Origin of the sequence: Pseudomonas sp. MEJ108 (assembly GCF_030208985.1) — a bacterium.
GTDB classification, from domain to species: domain Bacteria; phylum Pseudomonadota; class Gammaproteobacteria; order Pseudomonadales; family Pseudomonadaceae; genus Aquipseudomonas; species Aquipseudomonas fragariae.
Map to the genome: position 1 here is coordinate 59,951 of NZ_JARVSW010000002.1, position 20,430 is coordinate 80,380.

Below are 20,430 nucleotides of genomic sequence, written 5' to 3' on the forward strand. Positions count from 1 at the left end.
TTTCAAGTGTCATGAACCGCCTTAGTGTTCCGCGTTTTTCAGTGTTGATCGCTTCATTGTGCGGGATCACCCTGCTGTCCGGCTGTGTTGCGCCGACGGCCAAGCCCAATGACCCTTATTACGCTCCGGTGTTGCCGCGTACGCCCATGTCGGCGGCTGCCAACAATGGCGCCATCTATCAGGCCGGTTTCGAGCAGAACCTGTACGGCGACCGCAAGGCCTTCCGTATTGGCGACATCATTACCATCACGCTCTCCGAGCGTATGGCGGCGAGCAAGGCGGCCACTTCGGCAATGTCCAAGGACAGCACCAACAGCATTGGTCTGACCTCGCTGTTCGGTTCGGGTCTGACCACCAACAACCCGATTGGCGGCAACGACCTGAGTCTGAATGCCGGTTACAACGGTGCGCGGACCACCAAGGGTGATGGCAAGGCTGCACAGAGCAACAGTCTGACCGGTTCGGTCACCGTGACGGTTGCGGATGTGCTGCCCAACGGCATTCTGGCGGTGCGTGGCGAGAAGTGGATGACCCTCAATACCGGTGACGAACTGGTGCGGATTGCCGGCCTGGTCCGGGCTGACGACATCGCGACCGACAACACTGTGTCGTCCACCCGTATCGCCGATGCACGTATTACCTATTCGGGGACCGGAGCCTTCGCCGATACCAGCCAGCCAGGCTGGTTCGACCGCTTCTTCCTCAGCCCGTTGTTCCCTTTCTGATAGCGGGATAGACATGATCAAGCTCAAGCAACTGATAGCGGCGACCTTGTTGTTGTCCACAGCGTTCGGCGTCCACGCCGAGCGTCTGAAGGACATCGCGAGCATCTCCGGCGTACGGGCCAACCAGTTGATCGGTTACGGTCTGGTCGTGGGTCTCAACGGTACAGGTGACCAGACCACCCAGACCCCGTTCACCCTGCAGACCTTCAACAACATGCTGTCGCAGTTCGGCATCAAGGTGCCGTCGGGTTCGGGCACCGTGCAGCTGAAAAACGTCGCGGCGGTCGCTGTGTATGCGGATCTGCCTGCCTTCGCCAAGCCGGGGCAGACGGTCGATATCACCGTTTCCTCGATCGGTAACTCCAAGAGTCTGCGCGGCGGTGCGCTGTTGATGACACCGATGAAAGGTGTCGACGGCAACGTTTACGCCATCGCTCAAGGCAACCTGGTGGTCGGTGGTTTCGATGCGGAAGGCCGTGACGGTTCGAAGATTACCGTCAACGTCCCGTCGTCGGGACGCATTCCTGGCGGCGCTTCGGTCGAGCGCTCGGTGCCGAGCGGCTTCAATCAGGGCAATACCCTGACCCTGAACCTGAACCGTTCCGACTTCACTACGGCCAAGCGGATAGTCGACAAGATCAACGAATTGTTGGGCCCGGGCGTCGCTCAGGCCTTGGACGGTGGTTCGGTGCGTGTGACCGCGCCGCTTGATCCGGGTCAGCGTGTCGACTACCTGTCGATTCTGGAAAACCTGGAAGTCGATCCCGGCCAGACCGCTGCCAAGGTCATCATCAATTCGCGTACCGGCACGATTGTCATCGGTCAGAACGTCAAGGTGTCGCCTGCTGCCGTAACCCACGGCAGCCTGACCGTGACCATCACCGAAGACCCGATCGTCAGCCAGCCGGGCGCATTGTCCGGCGGTCAGACTGCGGTAGTGCCTCGCTCGCGGGTCAATGCCCAGCAGGAGCTGCACCCGATGTTCAAGTTCGGTCCAGGCACCACGCTGGATGAGATCGTTCGCGCGGTCAATCAGGTGGGCGCTGCGCCCGGTGACCTGATGGCCATTCTCGAAGCGCTTAAACAGGCCGGCGCGTTGCAAGCCGACCTGATCGTGATCTGAGGATTCGAGCATGGATATGCCCAAGAGCGGAATTTCGTCAGCGGTCGACTCGGGTGCGTACACCGACGTCAACCGTCTGGCGTCGCTGAAGCATGGCGACAAGGACAGTGTGGAAAACCAGAAGAAAGTGGCCCGCGAGTTCGAGTCGCTGTTCGTCAGCCAGATGCTCAAGGCCATGCGCTCGGCCAACGAAGTGCTGGCCAAGGACAATCCGATGAACACCCCGGCCACGCGGCAGTATCAGGATATGTATGACCAGCAGCTGGCGGTCACACTCTCCACGCGTGGCAACGGTATCGGTCTGCAGGATGTGCTGATGCGCCAATTGTCGAAAGACAAGGGGATAAACCATGCCGCGCCGGTCAATACGACCGACGCTGCAACGGCCGCTACTGACGCTGCGCCGGCCAAGACCGGTCTGGCGACCAGTGTCTACCAGCGTCCATTGTGGGCCACGCGCTCGGCGGCTGCCGATCAGGCGGCGGCTGCGGCATCGGCGTCCGGAGAAGGGCGCAATGACATGGCGCTGCTCAACGCCCGCCGTCTGTCCCTGCCCGCCAAGCTCACCGATCGTCTGCTGGCTGGCATCGTGCCGTCCGCTACAACCGCCGTCAGCAACAGCCCGGTACCCGCTCGCGCGACAGCCGGCAGCACAGGCAACAACGGCGACTGGACACTCGATCCGAACCTGGCGCCAGCGCCCGAGTACGTGCGTTCCATGGCCCAGCCACCGCTGGCACCGGCCAAGCGTGCGTTCAGCAACGCCGATCAGTTCGTCGAAACCATGCTGCCATTGGCCAAGGAAGCCGCAGCACGTATCGGCGTTGACCCGGTCATGCTGGTGGCGCAGGCGGCACTGGAAACCGGTTGGGGCAAATCGATCATGCGTCAGCAGGACGGCAGCAGCAGTTACAACCTGTTCGGCATCAAGGCGGCAGGCAGCTGGAAGGGTGCCGAAGCGCGCGCGATCACCAGCGAGTTCCGCGACGGCAAGATGGTCAAGGAAACCGCGGACTTCCGTTCCTACGATTCCTATGCCGACAGCTTCCACGACCTGGTCAGTCTGTTGCAGAACAACAGTCGCTATAAAGAAGTGGTCAATTCGGCCGATAAACCGGAACAGTTTGTAAAAGAATTGCAGAAAGCCGGTTACGCCACTGACCCGGACTATGCCAGCAAGATTTCGCAGATTGCCAAGCAGATGAAGAGTTACCAGACTTACGCCGCTGCAGCGGGCTCTTCCACGACTTTATAAGGTTTGACTCATGTCGCTGATTTCAATTGGGCTCTCAGGTATCAATGCCAGCAGTGCCGCGATCAACACCATCGGTAACAACACGGCCAACGTGGATACCGCGGGTTACTCGCGTCAGCAGGTGCTGACCACGGCTTCGGCGCAGATCGCTCTTGGTCAGGGTGTGGGCTACATCGGTACCGGCACCACGCTGTCCGACGTACGTCGCATCTACAACAGCTATCTGGACACCCAATTGCAATCGAGCACCGCCCTCAGCGCGGATGCAGTGGCTTATTCCGGTCAGGCCAGCAAGACCGATACATTGCTGTCCGACAGTGCGACGGGGATCTCCGTGCAGCTGGCGGATTTCTTCACCAAGATGCAGGGCATCGCCACCAGCGCCACGCAGTCGGCAGAACGCTCGTCGTTCCTGACCCAGGCTGGCGCGTTGAGCGCACGCTTCAACTCGGTGTCGTCGCAGTTGTCCACGCAGAACGATAACGTCAACACGCAGCTCAACACCTTCACCAAACAGGTCAACGAACTGACCACCACGCTGGCGAGCCTGAACAAGCAGATTACACAAGCGTCGGCGGGCAATGCCACGCCTAACACCCTGCTTGACTCGCGCAGTGAAGCGGTTCGTCAGCTCAACGAGCTGGTTGGCGTGAAAGTGGTCGAGAACAACGGCAACTTCGACATTTATACCGGCACCGGACAATCGCTGGTCAGTGGCGGCACGTCCTACAAGATGTCGGCCAGCCCGAGCCCGTCCGATCCGTTGCAGTACAACGTGCAGATTGCCTACGGCCAGACCCAGACCGATGTGACCTCGGTGCTTACTGGCGGCTCGATTGGTGGTCTGTTGCGTTATCGCAACGAAGTGCTGGTGCCCGCGACCAATGAACTGGGCCGTACCGCGATGGTGCTGTCCGATCAGGTCAACAGCCAGATGAGCCAGGGTATCGACAGCAAGGGCAACTTCGGTTCGAACCTGTTCTCCAGCATCAACAGTGCGGATGCCATCACCCAGCGCAGCGTCGGCAAAACCACCAACAGTGTCGGCTCCGGCAACCTCAACGTGACGATCGGCGACACCAGCAAGCTGACCGCCAACGATTATGAAGTGACGTTCAGCGATTCATCGAATTTCAGCGTGCGCCGTCTGCCCAATGGCGAGAGCGTGGGTGCCGGTTCGCTGGCTGACAATCCGCCCAAGCAGTTCGATGGCTTCAGTGTGAGCCTCAACGGCAATACGCTGGCCGCCGGTGACAGTTTCAAGGTCATCCCTACCCGTACTGGCGCCTCGGGGATTTCGGTGGTGCTGACCGATGCCAAGGACATTGCAGCTGCCGCGCCGTTGACGGCAACCGCGGGTAGCAGCAACTCCGGCACCGGCGGCTTCACTCAGCCGGTGCTGAACACCAAGTCCGATATCTACGACAGCACCCAGACCGCTGACCTGCGCAATGCGCTCAAAGACTCCACCCCGATGAAACTGGTAATGGGTGCGGTCAGCAGCACCGGCGTGCAGAGTTATACCCTGATCAATGCGAGTGGCGGGGCGGTGCTTGACCAGAATGGCAACGCCGTCAGTGGTTCGATCATTCAGGGTCAGGCCAACACCGTCAAATTGAACGTTGGCTATACCGACACCACGACAACGCCGAGCAGCAAAACCGCTTTTGAACTGCAAATGACCATTTCCGGCTCGCCGGTTGCCAATGACACGTTCAGCATCGGCATGACCGGCGGCGGCTCGTCCGATAACCGCAATGCGTTGGCGGTGGTCGGCCTGCAGACTGCCAAGACTGTCGGCGTCGTCAACGGTGGTGTGGGTACCAGCCTGTCCGGTTCGTATGCAGATACGGTGTCTGTTGTGGGTACGCTGGCGAGCCAGAGCAAGAACGATGTGACCGCCACAGCGGCCGTTGTCAGCCAGGCGAAGTCGTCACGCGATTCGGTCTCGGGTGTATCGCTCGATGAAGAAGCGTCCAACCTGATCAAGTACCAGCAGTACTACACCGCCTCTTCGCAGATCATCAAGGCGGCACAAACCATTTTCAGCACGCTGATCAACAGTCTTTAAGGAATCGTGAGCCATGCGTATCTCGACTACCCAGTTCTTCGAATCCACGAACACCAATTATCAGCGTAACTATTCGAACCTGAACAAGACCAGCGAAGAGGTTTCCAGCGGCATCAAGCTCAATACTGCGGGCGATGATCCGGTGGGTGCGGCGCGCGTACTGCAACTGACCCAGCAGAACTCCATGCTGACCCAGTACGAAACCAATATCGGCACGATCAATACCAATGCGGTGACCACCGAAACGACGCTGACCAGCATCATCGACACGATGCAGGCCGCGCGTGAGCAGATCGTCTCTGCAGGCAGTGGCGCCTTTACCGACTCGGACCGGCTCGCCAAGGCTTCGGCCCTCAAGCAGTACCAGAGTCAGATTCTGGGCCTGATGAACAGCCAGGACCCGAACGGTCAGTACATATTTTCCGGTTCCAAGGCCTCTACGCCACCGTACTCGCTGAACGCCGACGGCTCCTACAGCTACAAGGGCGATCAGACCAGCGTCAATCTGGCGGTAGGCGATGGTCTGGTGATGGCCAGCAACACGTCAGGTTTCGAGGCCTTCGAACAGTCGGTCAACACAACCCGTACGTCTGCCACACTGCTCTCGCCTGCAACCGATGACGGCAAGATCGGCCTCAGCAGTGGCCTGGTGACGTCCACTCCGACCTATAACGCCAGCTACCAGGCCGGTGAGCCCTACACGCTGACCTTTCTCAGCGGTACGCAGTTCAAGATCACTGACGCCAGTGGCACTGACGTGAGTTCCGATACGTCGTCTGGCGGCAAGTTTTCCCACGGCTCGTTCGATGCCCAGACGTTCACCTTCCGCGGCGTGGAAATGACCCTCAACGTCAACCTGCCAGCCGCTGACCGGGTTTCGGACGCTACCGCAGATGCGGCGCTGGCCAATCGCAGCTACCAGTTGGCGTCGACACCGGACAGTGTTTCCACCTCGCGCAGCGCCGGCAATACGTCAACGGCGACCGTCAGCAGCTCTGTCGTGGGCAATACCGCTGCGGACCGGACTGCTTTCAACAATACCTTCCCGACAGACGGCGCAATCCTCAAGTTCACCAGCCCGACCGATTACGACCTGTACGCCGCGCCACTGACCAGCAGCAGCAAGCCAGTGTCCAGTGGCACCATGACCGGTTCGACGGCCAATGCTTCAGGGGTGAACTTCAATATCAGCGGCACGCCGGCTGCCGGCGATCAGTTCATCGTCGAGTCTGGCACGCACCAGACCGAGAACATTCTCAATACGCTGACAGCGGCGATCAAAGCCCTGTCGACGCCCACCGATGGCAACCTGGTGGCCTCGCAGAATATGACGGCAGCGCTGAACTCTGCGCTGGGCAACATGAGCAGCGCCATCGAGCAGGCCTCTACGGCACGCTCCAACGGCGGTGCGCGTCAGCTGGCGGCAACCGCCCAAGGCACGACCAACGATCTGCTCAAAGGCAACAACACCACTGAGCAAGGCACTTACGTAAACGCCGACATCGTCGAGGCGACCACCCGCCTGACATTACAGAAAACCATGCTGGACGCTTCTCAGCAGGTGTTTACCATGCTATCCAAGTTGAACCTGTTCAGTCAGCTTTGAGTTCTGACGTTGAGCATCCGCCGTCTTTTTTCAGCGGTGAGGGGGGCCACTCGACTGATGGGTCCCCAGCCGCTCGCGAGTCAGTCATAGTGAATTCAGTCCCCCTCGTCAGTATCGTCATTCCCGCCTTCAATCCGCGTTTTTTCCGCGCAGCGCTGCAAAGTGCGCTCGACCAGGTCTACGACAATCTCGAAATCATCGTCTGTGACGATTGCCGTAGCGACGAGATCAAGGCGATTTTCGACGAACTGGTGGCTCCCGACAGCGACCGGGCCCGTTACCTGCGCAATCCTCAGCGCCTGGGGTTTCAGGGCAACCTGCTCAAGGGGCTGGAGCAGGCGAGCGGCGAGTACATCAAGTTTCTCTGTGATGACGACCGCCTCTATAACTACTGCATTGCGCATCAGGCGCAAACCCTTGATACCTACCAGGACGTCCAACTCGTCGTCAGCAAGCGCCATCTGGTGGATGTCGATGATTATGTCTTGCCGGCCCGCATGGAAAACGTCGGCCTCGTGCCCTACGACGCCGTGTTCAAGGGCGAGGACATGCTGGCGATTTTCGAGCGCACGCCGCGCAATTATCTGGGCGGTTTCAGTGGCGCGCTGATGCGTCGCGCCGATGTCCAGGAATACCTGCCGTCCATTGCGCTGCCGCAGGGTTTCGTTGCGCTGCTGGATTTCACGTTGTTTATCTGCCTGCTGCGACGCGGCAATCTCGTGGTGCTGCACAGCATCCAGAGCACCGAACGCCTGCACCCGGGGCGCTTCAGCAGTCAGGGCGATATGCACCAGAAAGCCACCACCGAATGGGGCTGGCTGAACGAAATGCTCAAGGCGCGTAGCGGCGAAGACGCACCGGCTCAGGGCTGGGTGCGTTTTCTGCCTCTGCGCCGCGCGCACGAAGAGCCGCGCGAGTGGGATGAGGTCGGCCTTTACGGGGTGATGGCTGGTCGCCAGGGCATCATGATGAGCCGCGTTGGCAGCAGCAGTGACAGCTATGCAGAGCTTTACGCCGAATGGCTGTCCTGCCGCCGGTTTTCCGAGCCGCAAAAAAAACTGCTGGAACAGCGCATCGTCAATTGGGCCTGGCAGCCACGTATCGTGCCGGTGATCATCGATCCGGATGGCGATGCCGAGGCCCTCGATATCACCTTGCGCAGCCTGGCCGAACAGGACTATGCCGCAGACTCGGTGGTAGTGCTGACCAACGCCAGTGTCGACGACCCTCAGGTGTTGCGTTTTTCTCTGCAGCCGGACTGGGCTCGGCAACTGAACGAAGTATTGCCACTGCTGGACAGTGCCGACTGGGTCTACCTGTTGCGCGCTGGTGACCGGCTGACGCAGCCAGCGTTGTTGATTCTGGCCGAGCGTATCGCCCAGATCCCCGGGCTGCTGTGTGTCTACAGCGACGAAGGCGCGCTGGTCGAGGACGAGTCCAGAGAGCCGATTTTCAAACCCGGCTTCAACCTGGACCTGCTGCGTGCCTACCCTTATGTCGGGCGCACGCTGGCGTTCGAACGTCGAAATCTGCTCGACATGGGCGGTTTCGATCCGGCCTTCGATGAACTCGCCCCGCACGATGTGATCTGGCGTCTGGTCGAAGGGGCCGGGCCGCAGAGCATCGAGCACATTGCCGAAGTTCAGGTCGAGTCGCGTCTGGCGTTCGCGGACTGGCTGTCGCTGCCTGGTGTCATCAAGCACAGCGAGCCTCTGGTTGCAGCCCACCTGTCACGGATCGGCAGAGAACACGTGATTCATCACGATCAGTTGCCGTTGCTCAATCGCATCGAGTACGTTCACCCATCACTGCCTCTGGTCTCGATCATCATCACCGCCAGGGATCAACTGGGCGCCCTGGAGCGCTGCATAGACAGTCTGCTCAGCAACACCACCTACCCGAATTACGAAGTCCTGATCGTCGACAACGCCAGCGAAAGCGCCGAAGCGCGGGCATGGTTCACGGCGATGAGTGAGCTGGGCAGCGACAAGTTGCGGATTTTTTCCCTGTCCGCAACAGGCAGCGAGGCAGCCGCCCAGAATCATGCCGCCGGTCAGGCGCGTGGCGATTATCTGCTGATGCTCAGCGCCTATGCGCTGATCCATCAGGCGGACTGGCTGCAGGGGCTGATGCACCATGCCCAGCGCCCCGAGGTCGGGATCGTCGGTCCACGTATCCTCAATCCACAAGGCAATATTCTGTACGCAGGCATGGTCATGGGCATGGATGGTCTGGCCGGTCGGCCGTTCATCAATTTCCCTGCAGGTGCCAGTGGCTACATGCAGCGCCTGCAATTGACCCAGAACTGGAGTGCGGTCAGCGGCAATTGCCTGATGGTGCGCAAGGACGTGTTCGACGCCGTCGGCGCACTGGAGGCGGCGACCTTCACGCAGGGGCTGCAGGATCTGGACCTGTGCATGCGTGTCGGGCACGAGGGTTACCTGATCGTCGGTACCCCGGATTCATCGCTGGTACTGGCCGAGCCTGCTGCCGCCGAACGTAACGAGACGTCTCGTCAGGTACTCGACAACGAGCAGAAATCATTCTTCCAGAAGTGGCTGCCGAAGATGGCCAGGGATCAGGCCTACAACCCCAACCTGTACCTCAACGAGGCGCTGTCGTTCACCCTGGACCCTGGTCTGCTGGCGGGCTGGAGCCCGTTCTGCACCCGGCATCTGCCGTCCATTTTCGGTATGGCGGTCAACTCCTCGGCGGTGGGTCACTACCGGGTCAGCCAGCCACTCCTGGAGTTGATGGCGGCCGGGCGGGTGGTTGGCCGGATGACTTACGAGACCGCAACGCCGGTCGAAATAGAGCGCCAGTCGCCAGATGTCATCGTTTTCCAGGGGCGTTACACAGAAGCCAAGGTCCCGGACATCGAGCTGGCAAAGAACTACTCCAATGCCATGCGTATTTTCGAGCTTGATGACTACATCGCCGATGTCCCCGAGCGCAACGAGCACAAGCGCAACATGCCGGACAACATCGGCGCCATGCTGCGCAAGGGTATAGGCCTGTGTGACCGTGTGGTGGTATCGACTCACCCGCTGGCCGAGGCGCTGTCGAGCATGCACAGCGACATTCGCGTCGTGCCGAACATGCTGGCGACCCACTTGTGGAGTAACCTCAGGACCCAGCGTCGCAGCTCGGACAAGCCGCGTATCGGCTGGGGCGGCGGCACCAGCCATCGGGGGGACCTGGAGCTGATTGCCGATGTGGTGCGCGAACTGGCTGATGAAGTCGAGTGGGTGTTCTTCGGCATGTGCCCGGATCTGCTCAAGCCCTACATCCATGAGTTCCATCCAGGGGTCAGCCTGAAAACCTACCCGGCCAAGCTCGCCAGCCTGAACCTTGATCTGGCCTTGGCACCGCTGGAATTCCATATTTTCAATGACTGCAAAAGCAACCTCAGGTTGCTGGAGTACGGCGCCTGCGGCTATCCGGTGATCTGTTCCGACACCGAGGCGTATCGCGGCCATCTGCCGGCGACCCGGGTGTACACCAACAGCTCCGAAGAATGGTTGCAGGCGATCCGCATGCACTTGTCCGACCCCAATGCCAGCTACCGCATGGGCGACGAGTTGCGCGAGACAGTACTGCGTGACTTCATGTTGCGCGGCGAAAACCTGCAGTATTGGGCCAACGGCTGGTTGCCGGACTGATCCGATCCGTTTGAACACGCACCAGCGGGTTGCCCGCTGGCACGGTCACGCTACGCTCTTGCTTCAACGCCCGCTGCGGTTGAAGGCGCAATCGATTCGTTATAAGGAAAGATCATGCAAAGCCATTCGGGAAATGAACACACCGCTTTGAATCAGCGTCTGACCCTGCTGTTGATGGCCAGGGACCAGCCAGACTTCCTGCGCCGCGCCTTGAAGTATTACAGCCAGTTTCCGTGCACCCTCATAGTGGTCGATGCGTCAGCCCAGCCTGATGCGGAGATTGCCGGCACAGCCGGCCTGCATTACCTGCACAGTGACGCGCTGGCCAGTGCCAGCCTTGGCGTCAGGATCGCCGAGGGGCTCAAGCAGGTGACCACGCCCTTCGTGGTTCAGGCTCCGGTCGACAGTTTTCTGCTGCCTGATGCACTGAGCGCAGCGCTGAGCTTTCTTGAGGCCAACCCCACCTACGGCGCCTGTCAGGGCTACAGCCTGAGCTATCAGGCGCAGGTCGGTCAGGTGGACTATTTCCGTCGCGATCGCAAAACCTGCGAAGACTATGCCGCGGATGACGCGGGTGAGCGGATTCTGGGTTTCATGAGTGAAAGCCTGTCGCTGCTCAGCGCAGTGACGCGCGCGGAGCTGGCGCAGCAGTGGTTCACTTCGGTTACCGATGACACCGAGCCGCACTGGCAGGAAATCGGCCATATGAACTATCTGGTTGCGGCGGCCCGCCTGCGCATCCTGCCAATCGCTTATGCACTGCACTTCACCTCGGGCAAGCAGGCCGAGCTACGCCATGGCGCGGCCATTGCCGCCGCCGTCAGGCACACTGATCCCAAGGCCAGGGCCGCCCGCGATGCGTTCGCCAAAAAACTGGTCGCGCTGCTCGGTGAGGGCTCTGGCTTCGACGGCGCGCAGGGCGAACAGAAGATTCAGGCCGGTCTTGCCGCCATGGGCGAGTGCCTCAAGACCCAGGGCTTCCAGGGCGATGAGAAAATCATCAGCGCGGTGTGGAATGTCGGCCTTGAGCAATCGGACGCGCTCTTCGAGCCTCGTCAGTTTGTCGAAATGCCGTTCTACAACCAGGCGTTGTTCGATGAGCTGGCCAGAATCGAATTCCTCATCCATCTGATGCCAGCGGGCCGTTTGCAGCTGGAAGGGCTGGAAGCGGCGCTGCTCAAGCAGGCCGAGTTGTTGCGCGAGCAGAGCAACCCGGACGCCGAGGCGCGCATCAGCCGCTTGTGGTACGCCTACGAAACCTACGCCTTCAATCTGGGCGTCGTGCAGAGCCTGATCGCGGAATTGATCAGCGGCAAAGGCAAGGACAGCGAAAAGCAGATCGAACAGGTTTCGGCCTGGAGCCAGCGTCTGCAGGCGGCATCCGCTTTCGACAATGGTCGGCTGCTCGATGGCATGGCTTCCGGTCAACTGCTCAACTGGCTCGAATCGCGCGATCCGGCGCCTGAGGCCCTCAAGCAGATCAGCGACAGGCTCGCCAGCAAACCGGGCGGGTCGCAGATCGGTATCCTGTTGCTGGACCTGGAGGCGGATGTATTCAAGCTGCAGGCCACGTTCGACAGCCTGATCAACAGTCATTACAAGGCGTTCAGGGTGGTGGTGTTCACCACCGGAGAATTGCCAGCCGTGACTACGCTGCACAATACCCTGCACTTTGTGAAAGTCACCGAAAGCAACTACGTCGACAAGATCAACCAGGTCGTCAAACAGTCGCCCAGCGACTGGCTGATGCTCGCGCAGGCCGGCGAAGAGTTCACCCGCAGCGGTCTATTGCTGGCCAGCGCCGAGCTGATCGATGCCGCGCAGTGCCGGGCCGTTGCCGTGGACGAGATTCAGCGTCAAGCCAATGGCACGCTCACGCCGGTGTTCCGTCCCGGCTTCAACCTTGATCTGCTGCAAAGCCTGCCGGCACTGATGGCTCGTCACTGGCTGGTGCGTCGCGAGTTGCTGGTCGAGGCGGGTGGATACTCGCGCGAGTTTCCCGAGGCGCTGGAATTCGATCTGTTGCTGCGCCTGATCGAGCAGGGCGGTATGAGCGGCCTGGCCCATTTGAGCGAACCGTTGCTGATCTGTGAGGCGCCCGAGCTGAAAGACAATCCGGACGAACAGAAAGCGCTCAAGCGCCACCTTGGCAAGCGCGGTTATCAGGCTGAAGTCAGCTCGGCGCAGCCTGGCACCTACAAGATCGATTATCGCCACGCCCACCGGCCGGTGGTTTCGATCCTGCTGCACAGCCAGGACAACCTGCCCCAATTGCAGCGTTGCCTGCAAAGCATTCTGCAACGCACCCGCTATCAGCGTTATGAAGTGCTGATCGGTGACAACGCCAGCACCTCTGCCGAACTGTCGACCTGGCTTGACCGGCAGGAGCAGGTGTCGGGTCGCGTGCGGGTATTCCGTACCGAACAACGCATGAGTCCCGCGACCCTGCGCAATCTGATCAGCCAGGAAGCCGGTGGCGAATACCTGATCCTGCTGGATGCTGAAAGTCAGATCGTCAATGTCGGCTGGATCGAATCACTGCTCAACCAGGCGCAGCGCCCGGAAGTGGGCGTGGTAGGCGCCAAGCTGGTGGATGGCGAAGGCGCAGTGACTCAGGCCGGTCTGGTGCTGGGCCTCAATGGCGGTGTGGGTTCGGGGTTTGTCGGTGAGCCGAAGACCGCCACCGGCTACATGCAGCGTCTGGTGGTCGAGCAGAACTACTCTGCCGTGTCATCGGCCTGCCTGATGATTGCCAAGGAGCTGTACAACACAGTGGGTGGTCTTGATGAGGAGGCATTCGCCGAAGCGCTGGGCGATGTCGACCTGTGCCTCAAGGCTGCGCAAGCCGGCTACCTGACCGTATGGACGCCGCATGTGCAGGTGGTGCATTCCGGTGTGCTGCATGCCCCGCAGCAGGCGCGCGAAGCATTGATGGACAAGTGGTCATCGCAGTTCGCGCAGGATGAAGCCTACAACGTCAATCTGGATCTCCACGGCAAAGGCTTCACTCTGGCCGTTTGAGTCGTTCACCCCCGTAAAACCGGCTGCTTCGCGGCCGGTTAGTCACTTTGAAGGCTTCTTCGCAGGAAGCTGCCGGCAAGCATCAAGTGCATGTTCCCTCGACGCAAATTATCCTAAAGCATGCACTCAAGAGTGACCTGCGGGTCATAAAGTGCATCTCCACTGTATTGTTTTACAGGGAGCGACATGCGCCTGACTTGCTTTAACCTGCCAAGCGCCCTGAAAATGTCCGTAAATCACCCTATTCGGTAGCGCCCCGATTTCGTCGGGACGAAAAATGACCTGTTTACTCATCGGGAAGCCATGATGATTGGCATTAAAAGCATAGCGAGTTACGTGCCTGTTGCAGGTGTTGATAACTACGCTCAAGGCGCCAGATTTGGCAAGGATGAAGAATTCATCCTTGGGAAGATCGGCTCCACCTTCCTGCCGCGCAAAGACGCCGGCCAGGAAACCTCGGATCTGTGCGTTGAGGCGGCCAACACGCTGTTTGCCAATAACCTGCAGCTCAAGCGCGAAAGCATCGATGTGCTGATCGTCGTCACCCAGAATGGCGACGAGGAAGGGCTGCCGCATACCGCAGCCATCGTTCAGGACAAGCTGGGGCTGTCGACCAACGTCGCTGCATTCGACATATCGCTGGGCTGTTCCGGCTATGTGTACGGCATTTATGCGATCAAGGGCTTCATGGAGGCGGCAGGCTTGAAAAATGGCCTGTTGATCACTGCCGATCCGTATTCGAAAATTGTCGATCAGGAAGACCGCAACACCACCATGCTGTTCGGTGACGCGGCGACAGCCACCTGGATGGGCGAGGGTGCCGAATGGCAATTGGGCAAGGCGAAGTTCGGTACCGATGGTTCCGGTGCGCCACATCTGAAGGTCAGCAACGGCGTTTTCTTCATGAACGGTCGCCAGGTGTTCAACTTTGCACTGTTGAAAGTCCCGGCGCATTTGCATGAGCTACTGGGCGAGTCGGATCTGACCCCGGACGATATCGATGCCTTCTGTATTCACCAGGGCAGTGCGGCGATCGTCGATGCGGTCGCGCGGCGCTTCGAAGACAAACCCGAGAAGTTTCTCAAGGACATGGTCGAAACCGGCAACACCGTGTCATCCAGCATTCCGCTGCTGATCGAAAAGCATGTGCTCGGTTCTTCATGGAAGCGGGTTGCCTTGAGTGGTTTTGGTGTGGGGTTGTCCTGGGGCTCTGCAATTATCTATAAAGACTGAGTTCACCTCGCCTTACAAAGAACGCCTGCGGATAAAACCCCAGGCGTTTTTAAATTAAATAGTGATCTGCGTCACACTTTGAACTTCGTGGTGCAATGCGCTCGCCTGCCGCCACTTCTGACTGCCGTGAATTTCTCTCTTTCCCGCCGTGGGATTACGCCCCAAACCCTTGTTTTATAAGGGGTGTCACGGTGATGGCAAAATATTAAAAAAAAACACTCAAGCAACCTGCCATCGCGACGATAACTATTACGAAGGTTCTCTAGGCACACCCGGCGCTTGCAGGGGCCGGAAGCCACGTAGTACCAAACCAACGAGGAATTCATCATGGCTTTAACAGTAAACACCAACGTAGCATCGTTGAACGTCCAGAAGAACCTGGGTCGCGCTTCCGACGCCCTTTCGACCTCGATGACTCGTCTGTCTTCCGGTCTGAAAATCAACAGCGCCAAAGACGACGCTGCTGGCCTGAACATCGCCACCAAGATCAACTCGCAGATCAAAGGTCAGACCATGGCGATCAAAAACGCCAACGACGGTATGTCCATTGCCCAGACCGCTGAAGGCGCGCTGCAAGAGTCGACCAACATTCTGCAACGTATGCGTGAACTGGCTGTTCAGTCGCGAAACGACAGCAACAGCGACACTGACCGCGTTGCACTGAACAAAGAATTCACTCAGATGAGTTCGGAACTGACCCGTATCGCTCAGAGTACCAACCTGAACGGCAAAAACCTGATCGACGGTTCTGCCAGCACCATGACTTTCCAGGTTGGCTCCAACTCCGGCGCCTCGAACCAGATCACTCTGACTCTGAGCGCCAGCTTTGACGCAAACACCCTGGGTGTCGGTTCGGCCATCACCATCGTCGGTTCCGACAGTGCTGCTGCAGAGACTAACTTCTCTGCTGCAATGGCCGCTATCGACTCGGCGCTGCAGACCATCAACAGCACTCGTTCTGATCTCGGTGCTGCACAAAACCGTCTGACCAGCACCATCTCCAACCTGCAGAACATCAACGAAAACGCCAGTGCTGCACTGGGTCGTATCCAGGATACCGACTTCGCTGCTGAAACTGCACAGCTGACCAAGCAACAGACTCTGCAACAGGCTTCCACCTCTGTTCTGGCTCAGGCTAACCAGCTGCCATCCGCTGTACTGAAACTGCTTCAGTAATATCAGCGTGAGTTTTAGCGGGGGAGTACTTAACAGTGCTCTCTCGCTTTTTTACTTTCTGAGGTGATGGTCATGGATATGAGTGTGAAGTTGAGCGTGACTTATCCGGCCGTTCAACCGGCGAGTCAGGCCCCCGTGGCGGACGCGTCCGTTGACAAGCCTGCCGATAAGGCGCCCGTCGAGCGTGTTGCCGCCACGGCTGAAAGTAAAGGCTCCGGTCTGCACAAGGATGATTCCAAAGACGATGCCAAAGTCAAGGCAGCCGCCGAGGACATCCAGAAGTTCTTTCACGCGGTAAAGCGCAATCTCGAGTTTTCGATTGACGAAGATTCTGGCAAAGTCATTGTCAAAGTGATTGCAAGCGATTCCGGTGAAGTAGTACGACAGATTCCCAATGCAGAAATCCTGAAGCTGGCCGATAGCCTGAGTGATGCGAACAGTTTGTTGTTCCGCGCCAAGGCCTGATCGCCGGTACGGTATGTGTTGTTGGGTCATTCGCTTTTTGAAAGGGCGGCGAACCCCGCGGCATTCTTGAAGGGAGAAGCACCATGGCAAGTCCGATTACCTCTACAACAGGCCTGGGTTCGGGTCTGGCAATTTCCGCCATCGTCGAAGGTCTTGTCGGTGCTGAAAAAGCGCCCAAGCAAAACCAGATCGACAAGCAGAGCGCCTCCACGACTGCATCCCTGTCGGGTGTCAGTCAGTTGACGTCTGCGCTGGCTGCGTTTCAGAAAACACTGGACACCCTGGCCAGCTCCACCACGCCTGCTTTCCAGGGCTTTGCTGCCACGTCTGCCAATGAATCGGTGGTCAAGGCCACAGCGGGCAACACGGCAGTTAACGGCTCCTACGCGATTAACATAAGCCAGCTGGCAACACCTTCGAAGGTGGCTACCGCCGCGCTGGACTCGACGCAGGCGAGTGCTATTCCGAGTGGTACTCTGAAAATCACTCAAAATGGCACTGATTACAACGTGGCGATCGACAAGACCTCGACGCTGCAGGAAGTGCGCGACAAGGTCAACTCGACGCTGCAGGGTAAAGGCATCACCGCCAACATCATCAACGACAACAACGGTTCCAGGCTGGTGTTCAGTTCGACGACCACCGGCAAGGGCAGTGACATTTCGGTGACGGGTGCTTCCGGCCAGGAAGCACTTAACATCGATGGCACCAAGTTGATGAGTGAATCCAGTACCGGCGCTGGTGCGATTACCGCTGTCGCCAAGGACGCCGCATTCACGGTCGATGGCCTGAGTCTGACCAGCAAGACCAATACCGTAAGTACGGCGATTTCCGGTCTGACATTCGAATTGGTCGCGCCCAGCGCTTCTTCTGCTGCTTCGGCATCGACCACGGTCACGGTAGCCACCAACACCGATGGTCTGAAAACCTCATTGCAGTCATTCGTCGACTCTTACAACACGCTGGTTTCACTGGTGTCGTCGTTGACCAAGGGTACTGTCGGCAGTGATGGCACTTACGCTGCCGCTGCGTTGACCGGCGACTCCACCCCGCGTGCACTGCTGGCAACGATACGCGACCAGATTTCCACGGCTACGTCGAATGCCGGTTTGAGTTCCCTGGCGCAGTTGGGGATCAAGACTCAACAGTCTGACGGCAAGTTGACGTTGAGCACGACCGAACTCACAACAGCGCTGAGCGACAAGAAGCTGGGCAGCCAGATTCAGGCGATGTTCACCGGTGTGACCAATGCTGATGGCACAACCTCGGATGGTTTGATTGCGCGCATGAACAAGGCGCTTGAGCCATACACGAAAGCTGACGGCGTTCTGGCTGGCAAGACCACCAGTCTTAATAAGGTGCAGACGCGACTGGCCAGTGATCAGGAGGCGCTCAACCGTCGTATTACGACATTGACGGCAACCCTCACCAAGAAATACAACGCAATGGACCTGGTCGTCGGGCAGTTAAAGGCAACTGCTTCAAGCATTACTTCGATTTTTGAAGCGATGAACGCGCAGAAAAACGCCTCGTAAAAAACCAGTGCAGAAGTACCAGGAACCCGACGCTGTGTCGGGTTCTTGCTTTTGGGCTAAAGTTTCTGCGCACTGCGTCGATAGCTTGAGTATCAGTATTCTGGATTTGTTACGAGGCCCATTATGAATCCGATGTTAGCGTTGCGGCAGTATCAGAAGATCGGCTCCCAGGCTCAGACCTCGGAGGCCAGTCCTCATCGTCTGGTTCAAATGTTGATGGAAGGTGGCCTCGACCGCATTGCTCAGGCCAAGGGCGCCATGGCGCGCAGGGATATCGCCAGCAAGGGCGTGCTCATCAGCAAGGCCATCGACATCGTGGGCGGCCTGCGTGAGGGGCTTGATCTGGAAAACTCGCCCAGCGATGCGCTGGTCAGGCAGGACAGCCTCTATCACTACATGATGACGCGTCTGGCGGAAGCCAACGCCCGTAATGATCAGAAGATGCTCGATGAAGTCGCCGGCCTGTTGATCACCGTCAAGGAAGGCTGGGACGCTATCGGCACCTTGCAATAATCTGCTGGCCTGAGGAGAACAATAATGAGTGCTGCGCTCAAGCGTATCGAAGAAACCCGCGAAGCCTTGGTAGGCGCGCTGGCAGATCGTGACTGGGAGGCTATCGTCAAGCTGGACCTGGCGTGTCGCGAGTGTGTTGACGCGGTGGTCAGCGAAGCGCCCGACGACGAACCTGCACTGCGCAGCAACCTTGAGGAGTTATTGGGTGTCTACAGGCAGCTGATTGATGTTGCAACCGGTGAGCGTCAAGCGGTTGTCGAAGAAATGACTCAAATCCAGAATGCGAAGAGCGCGACGAAGGTATACCATCTGTTTGGTTAATGTTTAATTGTCATTTTTATTGTTCGACAAGAATTTCGCCATAAATTTGACTGTGTCCGTTTTTTTGACTTAACTAGTGATGTTTACTATTTTCTGGCGTCTCAAGGTTTATACAGCTGAGAAGCCAAGCTGCCCCCCAATCATGGGCATTGAGTTGACTAGGGAAGTTGCTATTGCATGTGGCGTGAAATCAAGATTCTGCTAATCGATGACGATAGCCAGCGCCGCCGGGATCTGGCGGTTATCCTGAATTTTCTTGGCGAAGAAAATCTCTCCTGTTCCAGTCAGGACTGGCAGCAGGTGGTCGGCTCTCTGGCGTCTCCACGAGAAGTACTCTGCGTACTGGTCGGCAGCGTAAACGCGCCGGGCAGCCTGCAAGGGCTTCTTAAGACCATCGCAGCATGGGATGAGTTCCTTCCTGTGCTGCTGATGAGCGAAAATTCCTCTGTCGAATTGCCCGAGGATTTGCGCAGGCGAGTCCTTTCTGCACTCGAAATGCCGCCCAGCTACAGCAAGCTGCTCGATTCGCTGCACCGTGCCCAGGTCTATCGCGAGATGTACGATCAGGCCCGCGAGCGCGGCCGTCATCGTGAACCGAACCTGTTCCGCAGTCTGGTAGGTACCAGCCGCGCGATTCAGCACGTGCGGCAGATGATGCAGCAGGTCGCCGACACCGATGCCAGCGTACTGATTCTGGGCGAGTCGGGCACTGGCAAGGAAGTGGTTGCGCGTAACCTGCACTACCACTCCAAGCGTCGTGATGCGCCGTTCGTGCCGGTCAACTGCGGTGCCATTCCGGCCGAGCTGCTCGAAAGCGAGCTGTTCGGACACGAGAAGGGCGCGTTTACCGGTGCGATCACCAGCCGTGCAGGTCGCTTCGAGCTGGCCAACGGCGGCACATTGTTTCTCGACGAAATCGGCGACATGCCGCTGCCGATGCAGGTCAAGCTGCTGCGCGTCCTGCAGGAGCGCACGTTCGAGCGTGTGGGCAGCAACAAGACGCAAAGCATCGATGTGCGCATCATCGCCGCGACGCACAAGAATCTCGAGACCATGATCGAGCTGGGCAGCTTCCGCGAAGATCTTTACTACCGTCTCAATGTGTTCCCGATCGAAATGGCGCCGTTGCGCGAGCGTGTCGAAGATATCCCGCTGCTCATGAACGAATTGATTTCGCGCATGGAGCACGAGAAGCGCGGTTCGATTCGCTTCAACTCCGCAGCCATTATGTCGCTGTGTCGCCATGCCTGGCCGGGCAACGTCCGTGAGCTGGCCAATCTGGTCGAGCGCATGGCGATCATGCATCCGTACGGTGTGATTGGCGTGGCTGAGCTGCCAAAGAAGTTTCGCTACGTCGACGACGAAGACGAGCAGATGGTCGACAGCATGCGCAGCGAGATCGAAGAGCGTGTGGCGATCAACAGCAATACGCCGAACTTCGCCTCTGGCGCGATGCTGCCGCCTGAAGGGCTAGATCTGAAAGACTACCTCGGTGGTCTGGAACAGGGCCTGATTCAGCAGGCGCTCGACGATGCCAACGGTATCGTTGCCCGCGCTGCGGAGCGCTTGCGCATTCGTCGTACGACGCTGGTCGAGAAGATGCGCAAGTACGGTATGAGCCGTCGTGAGGGCGATGAACAGGCAGATGATTGACGCCGGTTTTTTGTGCCAAAAACCAAGCCTCTGATTTTTCAGGGGTTTTTTTTAGGCACGGGGATTGCTAA

At 58.7% G+C, this 20,430-nt stretch carries 14 protein-coding genes; all 14 read left to right on the plus strand.

Features of this window, described 5'->3' with window-relative positions; translation table 11 throughout:
* Positions 1 to 11 precede the first annotated feature (11 nt).
* A complete protein-coding gene (gene flgH / locus QRN50_RS00960) occupies positions 12 to 725 on the plus strand; it encodes a flagellar basal body L-ring protein FlgH (protein ID WP_011268457.1) in 714 nt (237 codons plus the stop codon).
* Positions 726 to 738: 13 nt separating this feature from the next.
* The gene (locus QRN50_RS00965; protein WP_003404340.1) at positions 739 to 1,848 is read left to right on the plus strand and encodes a flagellar basal body P-ring protein FlgI; all 1,110 of its coding nucleotides are present in this window, start codon (positions 739 to 741) and stop codon (positions 1,846 to 1,848) included.
* A gap of 10 nt (positions 1,849 to 1,858) precedes the next feature.
* Positions 1,859 to 3,103: a flagellar assembly peptidoglycan hydrolase FlgJ gene (flgJ, locus tag QRN50_RS00970; protein ID WP_024639346.1), complete on the plus strand. Its 1,245-nt coding sequence runs from the start codon at positions 1,859 to 1,861 to the stop codon at positions 3,101 to 3,103.
* Positions 3,104 to 3,113: 10 nt separating this feature from the next.
* A complete protein-coding gene (flgK, locus tag QRN50_RS00975; protein WP_003404346.1) occupies positions 3,114 to 5,174 on the plus strand; it encodes a flagellar hook-associated protein FlgK in 2,061 nt (686 codons plus the stop codon).
* Positions 5,175 to 5,187: 13 nt separating this feature from the next.
* Positions 5,188 to 6,780 (plus strand): flagellar hook-associated protein 3, encoded by a 1,593-nt coding sequence (locus QRN50_RS00980; protein ID WP_003404348.1) that lies wholly within the window; start codon positions 5,188 to 5,190, stop codon positions 6,778 to 6,780.
* Positions 6,781 to 6,869: 89 nt separating this feature from the next.
* Entirely contained in the window at positions 6,870 to 10,442 is a 3,573-nt protein-coding gene (locus QRN50_RS00985; RefSeq protein WP_096104517.1) for a glycosyltransferase, read from the plus strand.
* A 114-nt stretch (positions 10,443 to 10,556) separates the two neighbouring features.
* The gene (locus QRN50_RS00990; RefSeq protein WP_053275546.1) at positions 10,557 to 13,463 is read left to right on the plus strand and encodes a TIGR00180 family glycosyltransferase; all 2,907 of its coding nucleotides are present in this window, start codon (positions 10,557 to 10,559) and stop codon (positions 13,461 to 13,463) included.
* Between the two features lie 306 nt (positions 13,464 to 13,769).
* Entirely contained in the window at positions 13,770 to 14,696 is a 927-nt protein-coding gene (locus tag QRN50_RS00995; RefSeq protein ID WP_004408049.1) for a ketoacyl-ACP synthase III, read from the plus strand.
* Positions 14,697 to 15,023: 327 nt separating this feature from the next.
* Positions 15,024 to 15,872, plus strand: coding sequence for a flagellin domain-containing protein (locus QRN50_RS01000; RefSeq protein WP_003417847.1), 849 nt, complete (start codon positions 15,024 to 15,026; stop codon positions 15,870 to 15,872).
* Between the two features lie 72 nt (positions 15,873 to 15,944).
* Positions 15,945 to 16,337 (plus strand): flagellar protein FlaG, encoded by a 393-nt coding sequence (locus QRN50_RS01005; protein ID WP_004408051.1) that lies wholly within the window; start codon positions 15,945 to 15,947, stop codon positions 16,335 to 16,337.
* Positions 16,338 to 16,420: 83 nt separating this feature from the next.
* Positions 16,421 to 17,872 (plus strand): flagellar filament capping protein FliD, encoded by a 1,452-nt coding sequence (gene fliD / locus QRN50_RS01010; RefSeq protein WP_004408053.1) that lies wholly within the window; start codon positions 16,421 to 16,423, stop codon positions 17,870 to 17,872.
* 123 nt (positions 17,873 to 17,995) lie between these two features.
* Complete coding sequence (gene fliS, locus QRN50_RS01015; protein WP_003316801.1) at positions 17,996 to 18,385, plus strand: flagellar export chaperone FliS; 390 nt, start codon at positions 17,996 to 17,998, stop codon at positions 18,383 to 18,385.
* Between the two features lie 24 nt (positions 18,386 to 18,409).
* Positions 18,410 to 18,706, plus strand: a complete 297-nt coding sequence (fliT, locus tag QRN50_RS01020) for a flagellar protein FliT (protein ID WP_003316802.1) — start codon at positions 18,410 to 18,412, stop codon at positions 18,704 to 18,706.
* A 177-nt stretch (positions 18,707 to 18,883) separates the two neighbouring features.
* Positions 18,884 to 20,359: a transcriptional regulator FleQ gene (gene fleQ / locus QRN50_RS01025; protein WP_003316803.1), complete on the plus strand. Its 1,476-nt coding sequence runs from the start codon at positions 18,884 to 18,886 to the stop codon at positions 20,357 to 20,359.
* Positions 20,360 to 20,430 lie beyond the last annotated feature (71 nt).

What these genes read in the sequence shown, in the direction of transcription:
- flgH (WP_011268457.1), top strand. Translation starts at nt 12, where the DNA reads ATGAACCGCCTTAGTGTTCCGCGTTTTTCAGTGTTGATCGCTTCATTG.
- QRN50_RS00965 (WP_003404340.1), top strand. Translation starts at nt 739, where the DNA reads ATGATCAAGCTCAAGCAACTGATAGCGGCGACCTTGTTGTTGTCCACA.
- flgJ (WP_024639346.1), top strand. Translation starts at nt 1,859, where the DNA reads ATGGATATGCCCAAGAGCGGAATTTCGTCAGCGGTCGACTCGGGTGCG.
- flgK (WP_003404346.1), top strand. Translation starts at nt 3,114, where the DNA reads ATGTCGCTGATTTCAATTGGGCTCTCAGGTATCAATGCCAGCAGTGCC.
- QRN50_RS00980 (WP_003404348.1), top strand. Translation starts at nt 5,188, where the DNA reads ATGCGTATCTCGACTACCCAGTTCTTCGAATCCACGAACACCAATTAT.
- QRN50_RS00990 (WP_053275546.1), top strand. Translation starts at nt 10,557, where the DNA reads ATGCAAAGCCATTCGGGAAATGAACACACCGCTTTGAATCAGCGTCTG.
- QRN50_RS00995 (WP_004408049.1), top strand. Translation starts at nt 13,770, where the DNA reads ATGATTGGCATTAAAAGCATAGCGAGTTACGTGCCTGTTGCAGGTGTT.
- QRN50_RS01000 (WP_003417847.1), top strand. Translation starts at nt 15,024, where the DNA reads ATGGCTTTAACAGTAAACACCAACGTAGCATCGTTGAACGTCCAGAAG.
- QRN50_RS01005 (WP_004408051.1), top strand. Translation starts at nt 15,945, where the DNA reads ATGGATATGAGTGTGAAGTTGAGCGTGACTTATCCGGCCGTTCAACCG.
- fliD (WP_004408053.1), top strand. Translation starts at nt 16,421, where the DNA reads ATGGCAAGTCCGATTACCTCTACAACAGGCCTGGGTTCGGGTCTGGCA.
- fliS (WP_003316801.1), top strand. Translation starts at nt 17,996, where the DNA reads ATGAATCCGATGTTAGCGTTGCGGCAGTATCAGAAGATCGGCTCCCAG.
- fliT (WP_003316802.1), top strand. Translation starts at nt 18,410, where the DNA reads ATGAGTGCTGCGCTCAAGCGTATCGAAGAAACCCGCGAAGCCTTGGTA.
- fleQ (WP_003316803.1), top strand. Translation starts at nt 18,884, where the DNA reads ATGTGGCGTGAAATCAAGATTCTGCTAATCGATGACGATAGCCAGCGC.